The sequence below is a fragment of the Flavobacterium cucumis genome, from assembly GCF_900148835.1.
GTDB classification, from domain to species: Bacteria; Bacteroidota; Bacteroidia; order Flavobacteriales; family Flavobacteriaceae; genus Flavobacterium; species Flavobacterium cucumis.
Map to the genome: position 1 here is coordinate 140,795 of NZ_FRYK01000003.1, position 12,574 is coordinate 153,368.

At 34.0% G+C, this 12,574-nt stretch carries 10 protein-coding genes; 4 read left to right on the forward strand and 6 right to left on the reverse strand.

Features of this window, described 5'->3' with window-relative positions; translation table 11 throughout:
- From BUE95_RS09485 to BUE95_RS09505, 5 genes are all read right to left on the reverse strand, one after another.
- The gene (locus tag BUE95_RS09485) at positions 1-2,202 is read right to left on the reverse strand and encodes a TonB-dependent siderophore receptor (RefSeq protein WP_073583811.1); all 2,202 of its coding nucleotides are present in this window, start codon (positions 2,200-2,202) and stop codon (positions 1-3) included.
- A gap of 355 nt (positions 2,203-2,557) precedes the next feature.
- Positions 2,558-3,658 carry a hypothetical protein gene (locus BUE95_RS09490; RefSeq protein WP_073583813.1) on the reverse strand — a complete coding sequence of 367 codons (1,101 nt, stop codon included), beginning with the start codon at positions 3,656-3,658 and terminating at the stop codon, positions 2,558-2,560.
- A 155-nt stretch (positions 3,659-3,813) separates the two neighbouring features.
- Positions 3,814-4,161, reverse strand: coding sequence for a DUF6686 family protein (locus BUE95_RS09495; protein ID WP_073583815.1), 348 nt, complete (start codon positions 4,159-4,161; stop codon positions 3,814-3,816).
- A gap of 4 nt (positions 4,162-4,165) precedes the next feature.
- Positions 4,166-5,338, reverse strand: a complete 1,173-nt coding sequence (locus BUE95_RS09500; protein ID WP_084530265.1) for a PepSY-associated TM helix domain-containing protein — start codon at positions 5,336-5,338, stop codon at positions 4,166-4,168.
- Positions 5,339-5,550: 212 nt separating this feature from the next.
- Positions 5,551-7,728, reverse strand: a complete 2,178-nt coding sequence (locus BUE95_RS09505; RefSeq protein ID WP_073583819.1) for a TonB-dependent siderophore receptor — start codon at positions 7,726-7,728, stop codon at positions 5,551-5,553.
- Positions 7,729-7,927: 199 nt separating this feature from the next.
- Between BUE95_RS09505 and prfA the strand changes: the two genes are divergently transcribed.
- From prfA to BUE95_RS09525, 4 genes are all read left to right on the forward strand, one after another.
- The gene (gene prfA, locus BUE95_RS09510; protein WP_073583821.1) at positions 7,928-9,001 is read left to right on the forward strand and encodes a peptide chain release factor 1; all 1,074 of its coding nucleotides are present in this window, start codon (positions 7,928-7,930) and stop codon (positions 8,999-9,001) included.
- A gap of 81 nt (positions 9,002-9,082) precedes the next feature.
- Positions 9,083-9,895 carry an orotidine-5'-phosphate decarboxylase gene (pyrF, locus tag BUE95_RS09515; RefSeq protein WP_073583823.1) on the forward strand — a complete coding sequence of 271 codons (813 nt, stop codon included), beginning with the start codon at positions 9,083-9,085 and terminating at the stop codon, positions 9,893-9,895.
- Positions 9,896-9,927: 32 nt separating this feature from the next.
- Positions 9,928-10,722: an ABC transporter substrate-binding protein gene (locus tag BUE95_RS09520; protein ID WP_073583825.1), complete on the forward strand. Its 795-nt coding sequence runs from the start codon at positions 9,928-9,930 to the stop codon at positions 10,720-10,722.
- Between the two features lie 57 nt (positions 10,723-10,779).
- Positions 10,780-11,565, forward strand: coding sequence for an alpha/beta fold hydrolase (locus BUE95_RS09525; protein WP_073583827.1), 786 nt, complete (start codon positions 10,780-10,782; stop codon positions 11,563-11,565).
- 201 nt (positions 11,566-11,766) lie between these two features.
- Here BUE95_RS09525 and BUE95_RS09530 read toward each other — a convergent pair whose 3' ends face one another.
- The gene (locus BUE95_RS09530; RefSeq protein ID WP_073583829.1) at positions 11,767-12,477 is read right to left on the reverse strand and encodes a DUF4197 domain-containing protein; all 711 of its coding nucleotides are present in this window, start codon (positions 12,475-12,477) and stop codon (positions 11,767-11,769) included.
- Between the last annotated feature and the right edge of the window lie 97 nt (positions 12,478-12,574).

A 12,574-nucleotide genomic window follows, 5' to 3' on the forward strand; every position in this document is an offset into this window, starting at 1 on the left:
TTAAAATTTATAACGTAGCGAAGTTAAAATCTGTCTAGGTGCAATTGGATTTACACTGTAATTTTCGTGCAAGGTGTAGTTTAACTCGTTTGTGATATTCGATAATTTGCAAAGAAACGAAAACTGCTTCCAGTTGTAACCTAATGACAAATCAATAGTTGTGTACCCATTTACTGGAATCTCTCTATCCCAAATTCCATTTGGTCGTGTTGGATCTATTTGATTGTTCCAACCACCAAATCTGTCTCCAATATAATTTCCAATAGCACCAATAGCTACATTCTTGAATATTCCTGTTGGAACGGTATAAAAGAAACTTAAGTTAGCCGTATGTTGTGGTGTTCTTGCTAAACGATCCCATTCGATAAAGCTTCCCGTTAACCCTGTTGTTTTGGTATAACGCATGTCGTTGTAGCTGTAACCTGCCATAATGTTGAAATCGGCCATAGGCTTGTACGTAATATCCAATTCGATTCCTTTGCTGGTAGTTTCTCCGCTTAATGCTTTAAGGTTTGGATTTGTGTTGATGTTTCCGTTGGCGTCAAATTCTGCCGTTTGCACTAAATTGCTGTTTACGATTTGATATAGTGTTACGTTTGTTGTTAATTTTCCTTTCCAGAATTCGTTTTTAATTCCGGCTTCAATTTGGTCAATGATTGATGGTTCTAAAGCTTCGTTATTGATGTCTATTCCATTATTTGGTGTAAACGAGTTGGAGTAACTTGAGAATAAAGTAATGCTTTTTGTAGGTTGGTAAATCAATCCTACTTTTGGTGAGAAAGCTCTGTCGTTTTTGATGATTCCTTCAGTTTCTGTACCACCAGCATAAGTTACAGGTTTAGCTTCTTGGTACGAATAGCGAATTCCTAACAAGGCTTTGAATTTTTCATTGAAAGAAATCAAATCTTGTGCATAAATTCCAAAACGAGTGGTTTCTGTTTTTACGATTCGGGTTATTTCCGAGGGTAAAACGGGACCATCATAAGTGGAGTCGTATAAAGAAGGATCAAAGATGTTTACAGGATCTCCATATGTTGTTACCGTTGCTCCAGTAGTTGGATTGAAAAAGCGAAATGTATACGCATCGGTATATGAAATTTCAGTATCGATACCCGTAAACAATTGATGTTTGATTTTACCGGTTTTAAAGTTGCCTTGTAAACTAATTTGGTTCGCAAAAATTTGTTCTACGGCTTTATTTCTTCCATACGGACGGTTCCAATCGCCATTTGCTGCAGGTTGAATGCGTTCTGTTCCAATAGACTCTCGGTCGTAATCCTGGAAAGAAGAATTAAAATTAAGTTTCCAGTCTTCGTTGAGTTCATGATTTACTAATATAGAAGCGGTAGCTTGTTTCGTGCTTCCGTTTGACCATTTTGCGCCTAAATAAGCGTTTCTTGGTACATCAGCAATTTCTTTTCCAATAGATCCTGTCCCAAAATCGGGTGTCCAATCGTCGCTTAAATAATCGGCTTGAAGCGTAATTTCGGTTTCTTCACTCAGTTTAAAAAGTAAAGATGGGTTTACGTAGTAGCGTTCTTTGGTTACATAGGCTCTAAAACTTTCTGAATTTTCATATGAACCATTAAAACGATATGCAATCGAATTATTAAAAGCACCATACACATCAGCCGAAGGTTTGAAGAAATTATAACTTCCCGCTTGCATAGTGAATTCGCCACCGGTTTTGAAATTTGGCGATTTGGTTACCATGTTCATAATTCCACCAGGAGCTACATTTCCATATAAAAGTGCAGCACTTCCTTTTAGAATTTCCACTTTTTCTAATGAAGAAACTTCTGGAATAGAACCGCTGTTGAAACGAAAACCGTTTTTAAACATGTTGTTGGCCGACATATCGTAACCTCTTGACCAAAAAGATTCCTGAGCGCCACCACGAGCTGAACCCACGTAAACGCCATTAGCATTTTTAACCACATCACTCAAACGAACCGATTGTTGTTGTTGGATAATTTCTGTTCCAATAACTTGAATGGCTTGCGGTAAGTCTTTTTCTTTGATTCCAGCTCTGTTTACGGAAGATTTTGAAGGTGTGTTTTTGGCTTCGATAACTACTTCTTTTAATTTTTTTACAGTATCGTTTTCTGTAAAGTTATATTCACTTACATCGTTAAGATTTTCTTGTGAAACAGCCTGAAGTGCAGACAATAGAACTATAGTTTTTAAAATGTGCTTATACATCTTATTTGGATTTAATTAAAATAACGATACAAATGTATAGTGTGAAAATGAAACCACAAAGTTTATTTAGATTTATTTTAAATAAAATTTATAACGAATTGAAATTCAAATGGTAGGTTGAAAAGTTTTTTTAAGAGATAAGAGAAAGGAGAATGGAATAAAGAGTAAATCCCGAGGGAAATCGGGATTTTTTATGCTTTAGTATTGGCGAGTAGTAGTGAATAACTTTTTTACGATTTGCCGGCTTTGCTAGGTTTGGGTTTATATTGCCCTAAACCATTCCATTTGGACTTAAGCTAAATATACAGAAATATCTTTCCATTAAACACTTAAGCCATATTCCGCAAAACTGCAGTTATGTTTTTTTTCTTTTTTTATTATCTTTTTCCAACTCAATTTGAAACTTATCCAATGCTTCTTTAAGCGCTTTGACTGTTCCAAAGCTACGGGTCCTGTCATCTTCAGCTCTTACTTCTATTTTGCCAATAGGAGGCAACCATAAGATATCATTATCACCTAATGGTAAGCCATCTCGTCGTAACGGTTGTGCATTTAAATTAGTATTGTTCCATATTTCCAGCGCTCTATTTTTTGCGGTATTTAAATTGACTAATGCGGGAAGGTTGTCACCGTTAATTAAGTTAGCTAAATCCTTTGATTCGGGTAGGGGAATTCCTTTCCAAGCATTTATAGTTTTTGTAAAGTAATCCCAAGCTTTACCTGTGTAACTTTTTGTGGCAATAATTCTTGATAATTCTTTCAATTTAAGTTTTGCACTTTCTCGAGTTAATGGAGAAGATAACTCAGTAATGGAATCAGAATATAACAAATAGTTTTCATCATTTATTAGCTTATCAAATATAGTCATCAATTCCGATGGTAAATCATTTTTTTGCGGACCAAATGATTCAAACTCTACTTTTTCATAGTAATTTAGAATAGCTTCTAGTTGTGCAAGTATTATTCTAGAAGTTGAGTCATAAATTTTTGTTCGTAGAAAAGATAAAGATTTTAAGGATAACTCATGGTTTAACGGAATTTGAATATTGTGATTAAATTCCATGGCTAATCTTTTAATATCTAGGTGAATTCTATCGATGTGCGTAATGATTTCTCTAGAAGTGTTTTTGGGAAATTTGAGAAAGTTTGTTTCTTCGGTTATTTCAACACGAAACTCTTTGCGTAAGTTATGTAGAAGTCTATTTACAGTTTCTATTTCTTTTTCATCATTAACAATCTTAATTCTTTTACTCAAGAGTATTGGCATTTGATTTAAAGTCGAAATTTCTGGTGATGAACTTGGCATTATAATTTTCGTTGCTCCTAAACAAATATATTCTTCAAGCATTTGTGCAAAACCTGAAAAGTCATTTGTGATAATAACTTCTTCAGTGCTTTTTTTTATTCCAATTCTGCCAATTGGCAACGGTTCATATAATATTTCAGATTTACCCATTTTAAGTAGTTAATGGTTTGTAATAAGGCATAACTCGTTTATTTGTCTGACAAATATCAGATTTATCTTCTTCCAAAAATAATAAAAAAATCTTACAAGTTATCAAATGAAATTTTAATCGGTTAAATAACAAAAAAAGCCCACCTAAGTGAGCTTTAATTCCAAAATATTCCATTTTTTAAATCGTTATAACTTAACATTTCGTTTGTGTTTTCGAAGTTGATGAGTACGAGTAATTCATACAATTCTAATCGATTAATGAGAATGATGAAATTGCTTTGCAACGTTGGTATGGGAATTTTCTTTTTATAAATGGAGTGTTCGTATTCCTTTTCCCAATAGTCGATATCAATACGTTTTAGGTAATTTGCAAACGCAATTAATTCGTCTTCGGTAAGGCTAAAGTTGAGGTTATTGAAGGTTAATTGGTAATTGCCACAACCTTTCAAGAAAATCAGCATGCCGTTTTGGGTTTGTTTTAAAATGGAATAATTGCAACACATAACTTTATTTTTTATTTCGTTTTCCCCACCAAATAAAGAATCCTGTAACCGGTAATGACGCACAAACTAAACTAATTATCAACGCTAAAATCTTGCTCCAAATGCCAAAAATAGCGCCAATGTGAATATCGTAATTTGCAGCTACGGCTTTTTCGCCCAAGTTTTTATCGTGATGCGAATGTTGGTGCAACAATTCTCCCGAGTTTTCATCAAAAATCAAACTGTGATTCACATGATAGGAGTAGGAGAGTTGCTTCACAAATACATCATAATTCGGATGTTCGTGGTCGTCTAAATGTTCATAGCCAAAATCCAAACTGTATTGAAATGCATCTGGGTATAATTCTTCGACCTTTTTACCAATTTTATCTAATGTGTGTTCATTACGCATTTCGATAGGCGCTTTGGTTTGTATGTGCGAAAAATCAGGATACGTTGTGCTTCCGCCCGAAAAGACGAAGTATAAAATCGCTTGAATGAAGAAAAAGGCATAGAATAATCCCGTAAAGGCAACCACAAAAGCTAATGACGAAACGTAAAATCCTAAAATATTATGCAAATCGTAGTTTTTGCGTTTCCAACTTTTTACGTTTTTCCAATTAAAAGCAAAACGTTGTTTTCTGGCGTTTTTGTTTTTAGGCCACCACAAAATAATCCCCGAAATCAGCATGAATAAGAAAATCAATGTTGGGATGCCACAAACATACGTTCCCCAATCGGTTTTCAGCATAAAACTGAAGTGAATCGATTTGATGATGTTGAAAAAATCAGCTGTTTCATCGTAAACGCCACGGATTTCGCCCGTAAACGGATTCACATACACCGATTTGTAAACGACATACTCTTCGTAAAAATTCCAACCTTCTGGATTTCTTTCGTAGTAATAGAAAATGTAGCTTCGGCTTTTATCAATAGGAACCGTTACCCAGTGAATGGGATATTTTTCATTGGTAAAAGCATCTACTTTTTGCTCTAACACTTTAAGCGAAAGCGGTTGTTTGTTAGCGATATTGGATTCGTGATGGTAAATAGCATCTTTTCGAAGGTAATTCGTAATTTCTTCTTGAAACACATAAATAGCACCTGTAATCGAAATGATAAAAACAATTAAACCTGTGGATAAACCTAACCAAAGATGTAATTTTAGAATCCCTTTTTTGAAACTTGATTTTTTCATGTGATAACGATAAAAACTCCTCATCGAAATGAGGAGCTTGCTTTAAACTAAACAGAAAATAAACTAAAATGATTTTTAATCTACGTAATACATATTCTTATTAAGTCACAGATTACAAAGATTTTCACGGATTATTATTTTTAAAATTTTTAAAAAACCTTTATAATCCTTTAATCAACGGCAATAATTTTAACATAATAATATAACAGCCACTAAAATTTGTATGTCACACCAGCAGTAATACTACGTAAACGTTGTGGCGTAACCGTTGACCAACCTGAATAATATTTTTCATTTAATAGATTATTCAATTTTAGAGTCACATTAAATGTATCATTATCATAAGATAGTGCCGAGTTTAATACGGTATAATCTGGTAATGCGAAGGTGCCTATATTGGCTCTGTTTAACGTTTTGTATTCACTAGCATAATTCCCACCAAAGCCAATACCAAAACCTTTTAATTCGCCTTCTGAAATCGTATAGTTTGCCCAAAAATTCACTAAAGTTTCAGGACCTGCTTCTTCTGGGCGAAGTCCTAAATAGCCAGCGTTAAGTGTTTCTCTAGTTACTTTAGCTTTGTTTTGACTGAAACCAGCAATAACATTTAATACTTTAAATGGATTTGCTACAACACTCACTTCAACTCCTTTACTTTCTACTTCCCCCCCTTGAATCGAGTTGTTAATGTTATTTGGATCAGTAATTACGCGGTCTTTCACACGAATGTCGTAGTAACTTACCGAAGCTGAAATAATGTCTTTATATAAACTTGTTTTCAAACCTACCTCAATCTGATTGGCTTGTTCTGGATCAAACTCTTTTATTCTTGGATTGCTACCATCAACATTAGCCACAGTTGTTGGAGCCACGTTTTGGAAACCATTCATATAATTACCAAATACTGAAACTTTATTTTCAACAATTTGATAAACAGCACCAAATTTTGGAGATAAAGCAACTTGTCCTTCCGTTTTATTACTATCGTATTGTGATGTTTTTCCGTCAAAATAATCCAAACGCAAACTTCCCATTACCGATAATTTATTAGTTATATTGAGTACATCAGAAACATAAGCACTCATGACTTCTTGGTTGGCTTCAGTATTTCCAGCAAAACTTCCTACAAGAGCATTATCAACACCAGCTTGAGTTAAAACGGTTGCAATTGGATTACCGTTTGTATCAACTCCATTTGTATCGGTTCCATTAATCAAAGATACAACACCATAGTCTGTCCAACCTGTTCCTCCATTCAACAACCTTGAATTGTAGTAATCTACACCGGCTACTAAACGGTTTCTCATGTTCCCTATTTTGAAATCACCTATGAAATTTTGTTGGATATCGGTGGTATAAAATGTACCGTCTGCTTTAGAAATATAACGCGTGAATTCATCACCATTTGCAGCATCAAATAAATATTGGTAGTAACCATTTGTTTTTGTAGTACTTTTTGATAAAACGGTTTGAGAAGTCCAATTTTCAGAAAGCTTGTACAAGGCTTGCATTTGCATGTTGAACGAGTCATTGTTTATGATTAAATCATTTGAAGTAAAAGATTTTTTATAATTTTTATCAAATAAACTCATGCTATCAAATGAAAGCGGTAGGTTTCGAGTTAAGAACAACATGCTTTGTTTTGCTGATGTATTCTTAAAAAACTCTGTATTTACAAGAAAAGTTAATTTATCACTAACTTCATATTTTAGAGAAGGAGCAAGAAAGAAGGAGTTTGAAAATCCGGCATCTTGGAACGATTCTTCTGTTGTGTAAGCAGAATTTATTCTAACGGCAGCTTTATTCTTTAAAGGAATATTTATGTCAGTAGTAACACGATTACTACCATAGGTTCCATTGTTATAGCTAATTTCGCCACCAAAAGTTTGATAAGGTTTTTTTGTAACCACATTAATTAACCCACCATAAGAAATAACACTGCTTCCGAAAAGGGTTCCTGAAGGACCTTTAATTACCTCTACATTGTCAATATTTATTGGGTCAATTGTTGTGTTTGTCAATGATGGTAAACCGTTTGTCATTGTTGGTTGCACTGCAAAACCACGCATTGCATAATATTCAGCTCCATCACCATTTCTTCCAGTAGATTCCCAAAGGCGAGTTACACCAGTAGCGTTTTTAATGGCATCATTAAAGTTGGTAACTACTTGTTCTTTCAATAGATTGGCTGGAATAGAATTGTATACTTGTGGATTCTCAATGTCTTTTAAAGGCATTTTTGAAACTGTGGTACTACTTTCTCTTTTGTATTTGTTTTCGCGAATTGCTTCAACAGTATACTCTTTTAAAACTTTAGTTGAATCTGTCTTTTCTTGACTAAATCCAACCCATGAAGATAATACGATTAGTGGTAATACTATTTTATGCATTTTATTTAGATTTAATTAAAATAATAATGCAAATTTATAAAGTGATTTGTAAAACACAAAACTTATTTAGATTTATTTTAAATAAAATAACTAACTCTTTGTTTTTCAGTGTAAATGCTTTACATCTAACTTTGTAAATTTAAACTTTTATACTTAAAACTAAAATTGTAACTTTGCACGCCAAAAATAAATAACAGCTATGTTAGATAGATTACAATATGTAAAACAACGTTTTGACGAAGTGTCGGATTTGATTATTCAGCCTGATGTTATTGCTGATCAAAAACGTTATGTACAATTAAATAAAGAATACAAAGATCTTAAAGCTTTGGTTGAAAAGCGTGAAGAATACATTAATCTTGACGGTAATATCAAAGAAGCGAACGAAATTATAGCGGATGGTTCGGATGCCGAAATGGTGGAGATGGCCAAAATGCAATTGGACGAAGCAAAAGAACGTTTGCCTCAGTTAGAAGAGGAAATCAAATATATGTTGATTCCTAAAGATCCAGAAGATGCGAAAAACGTAATGGTGGAAATCCGTGCGGGTACAGGTGGTGATGAAGCTTCTATTTTTGCTGGAGATTTGTATCGTATGTATACTAAATATTGTGACGCTAAAGGCTGGAGAACATCTGTAGTGGATGTAAGTGAAGGAACGTCTGGAGGTTTCAAAGAGGTAATTTTTGAAGTAACAGGGGAGGATGTTTACGGGACTTTAAAATACGAAGCAGGAGTACACCGTGTACAACGTGTTCCACAAACCGAAACTCAAGGTCGAGTACATACTTCAGCAGCAACGGTAATGGTATTGCCAGAAGCAGAAGAATTTGACGTACAAATCGACATGAATGACGTTCGAATTGACTTTTTCTGTTCGTCTGGACCTGGCGGACAATCGGTAAATACTACGAAATCAGCGGTTCGTATGACGCACATTCCAACTGGTTTGGTGGCACAATGTCAGGACGAAAAATCGCAACATAAAAACAAAGACAAAGCCTTAACCGTTTTACGTTCGCGCTTGTATGAAATGGAATTAGCAAAAAAGCAAGAAGAAGATGCGAAAACGCGAAATTCACAGGTTAGTTCGGGTGACCGTTCAGCTAAAATTCGTACTTACAACTACGCTCAAGGAAGAATTACTGATCATAGAATTGGTTTAAGTATCTTTGATTTAGATGGTTTTATGAATGGAAATCTTCACAAAATGATTGAAGAATTACAATTGGTAGCCAATACCGAAAAATTAAAAGAAAGCGAAGTTTTCTAAGATATAAGCCTCATTTATTGAGGCTTTTTTTATGATCTAAATCAAAAATATTTTGCAATTTTGCGTCTAAACAACAACAACATGACAACAGAACAACTAACTACTCAAATCCGAACTAAAAAATCATTTCTTTGCATTGGTTTGGATGTCGATTTAAATAAAATTCCCGAACATTTACTACAAACCGAAGATCCTATATTCGAATTCAACAAAGCTATAATCGATGCGACTCATGATTTATGTGTTTCGTACAAACCAAACACAGCTTTTTACGAAGCTTATGGCATCAAAGGTTGGCAATCGCTAGAAAAAACGATTAATTATATCAACAAAAGATATCCTGAAATTTTCACTATTGCAGATGCCAAACGTGGCGATATTGGCAATACTTCTTCGATGTATGCAAGAGCTTTTTTTAAGGATTTAAATTTCGATTCGGTAACGGTGGCGCCTTATATGGGAAAAGATTCGGTTGAACCTTTTCTAGCTTTTGAGGACAAGCACACGATTATGTTGGCCTTAACTTCAAACGAAGGCGCTTTCGATTTCCAAACGCAAAATGTGGAAGGAAAAGAGCTGTATAAAGTAGTTTTAGAAACTTCAAAACTTTGGAAAAACGCGCATAATTTAATGTACGTAGTGGGTGCAACTAAAGCCGAATATTTCACGGAAATTCGAAAAATAGTTCCTGATAGTTTCTTTTTAGTTCCCGGTGTTGGCGCTCAAGGCGGAAGTTTAGCAGAAGTTTGCAAATATGGCATGAATACTAATGTTGGCTTGTTGATTAATTCTTCAAGAGGAGTTATTTACGCTTCTAACGGAGTGAATTTTGCAGAAAAGGCTAGGGAAGAAGCGTTGAAATTGCAACAAGAAATGCAAACCATTTTAGGGTAAATTTTGAATATTGAACGCTGAATTTTGAAAACATGCAACTCGCCGATCAATTAGGAACCCAACACACTTTCAAAAAAACACCTTTACGAATCGTTTCGTTGGTGCCTTCGCAAACCGAATTGTTATATGATTTAGGTTTAGAGGAGCATATTGTTGGAATTACTAAATTCTGTATGCATCCGTTTCATTTAAAAGCACTAAAGACGATTGTAGGCGGTACCAAAACCATCAAATTCGATAAAATAAAAGCACTTCAACCCGATATAATCATTTGTAATAAAGAGGAAAACACCAAAGAAATCGTTGAAGAATTATCCCAAATTTGTCCGGTTTGGGTTACGGATATTCTCACCATTGAAGACAACTTACAAATGATTCATGATTTTGGTCAACTTTTCAACAAAAGAACCGAATCCCGTAAATGGATCGATAAGATCAATTTCGCTTACCAAGATTTTCAACAGTTTATCAAAGATAAACCCGTAAAGAAAGCCGCTTATTTTATTTGGGCCAACCCACACATGGTGGCAGGAAATGATACTTTTATTAATGAATTATTGCAATTGAATCATTTCGAGAATATTTATACAAGCAAAGAAGAGCGTTATCCTGAAGTCGAGTTAAAGAAAATTCGTTTAGAAGGTGATCCTGATTATGTGTTTTTGTCATCCGAACCCTTTCCGTTTAAAGACGAACATGCTTTTGAAATAGGACGTTTTACCCATCATGCCAAAACGGTTTTTGTGGATGGCGAAATGTTTTCTTGGTATGGAAGCCGTTTGTTAAAAGCATTTGATTATTTCAAATTACTACACTCCAAAATTTAAAATTTGTTTAGTTTTTTGGTGGAATGAAATGTAGTACATTTGATAAAATTTTAATTTTTGATTTCATATACAATTTATAAAAACGAAACCAGTACCGAATGGGTGACTTTTGTTCATGGAGCAGGAGGAAGTTCGTCTATTTGGTTCAAGCAAATTCGTGATTTTCAAAAGCATTTTAACGTGTTACTTTTGGATTTAAGGGGGCATGGCGGCTCAAAGGAACAATTAAAGACAGCTTTCAAACAAAAATATACGTTTAAAGCAATTGCGGAGGATATTGTTGAGGTAATTGATTTTCTAAAAATTGAAAATGCTCATTTCGTAGGAATTTCTCTAGGTTCTATCGTTATTCGTCAATTAGCAGAAATACATCCCGAACGTGTGAAAAGTATGATTTTAGGGGGGGCTATTTTAAAAATGAACTTCCGTTCGCAAATCTTGATGCGATTGGGAAATCTGTTTAAATATGTTTTGCCGTATTTGGTTTTGTATCGTTTTTTTGCTTTTGTGATCATGCCGAAAAAAAACCACAAACAATCCCGTTTGTTATTCATCAACGAAGCCAAAAAACTGTATCAGAAAGAATTTATTAAATGGTTCAAACTTACTGCTGAAATCAATCCCGTATTAAGGTGGTTCCGTCAAAAAGAATTGAATATTCCTACCCTATATGTTATGGGGGAGGAGGATTATATGTTTTTACCCTCGGTAAAACAAGTCGTTGCCAACCATGTTAAAACCGCCGAACTTTTCGTTATTCAAAACTGTGGACATGTGGTGAATGTGGACCAGCCAGTTGTTTTTAATGAAACGGTTATTGGGTATTTGAAGAAACGAATCTAAATTTTTTAAAACAAAAAACTCCGATTTACATCGGAGTGATTTTTTTAACTAACCCTAACCAAATGAGAATCTCTCAACTTATTACTTTGCAAATATCGTGCGATTTTCTGTAATGCAATGTTAAGTTTATGTTATACTTATGTTATTGATTATTAAATTTTTACGAAAACGTTTTCTTTGTAAATAATGAGTGACAAAAAATTATTTTTTATCTTGTAAAGCAAAGACTCTTCTTAATAAATCAGAACTTCTTGCAGTTAAATTTGTTCGAATATTTTTTTCTTCTACCGATATCATCTTGAAAACACCATCCATTGCTTTGTTAGTTGTATAATCTGTTAAATCAGGATTCACCTTTTTAACCAATGGAATAGCATTGTATCTGGTGATCATTTGATTCCATATTTTATCCGCTCCAACTTTAGTGTATGAGTTTTTAATCACGGGATTAAATTTTGCATACAACGAGGTAGAAGTGGTGTTTTGTAAATACGTAGTTGCCGAATTTTCATTACCCATCAAAATGTTTTTAGCATCGTTAAACGTCATTTGTTTAACAGCATCAACGAAAATTGGAGTTGCTTCTTTAACGGCATCTTCGGCAGCACGATTCATCAGTTTCAGACCTTCGTCAGCTAATTTACTCATACCTATTTGACGCAGTTTTTTATCGACGGTTTGTAATTCTTCAGGTAATAAAATTTTTACTGCTTCATTTTTAAAAAAACCATCGGTAGCGGTTAACTTCGAAACTTGTTTAGTAATTCCATTATTTAAAGCTTCTTTTAAACCATTTCCAATTTCAGCCTGACTCAAAATTCCTGTTCCTTGAGGTAGTTGATCTAATACTTGTTGCATTTCGGCACATCCGAATACACCAAAAACAATTAAACTTAATACGATTTTTTTCATGTTTTCTATTTTGCTTACGAATAGACAAAGATAGTGCCAATTTTTATCACAATTAATTCAAAAATTTGAACGAAATAAAATTATTAAATTCGTAAAT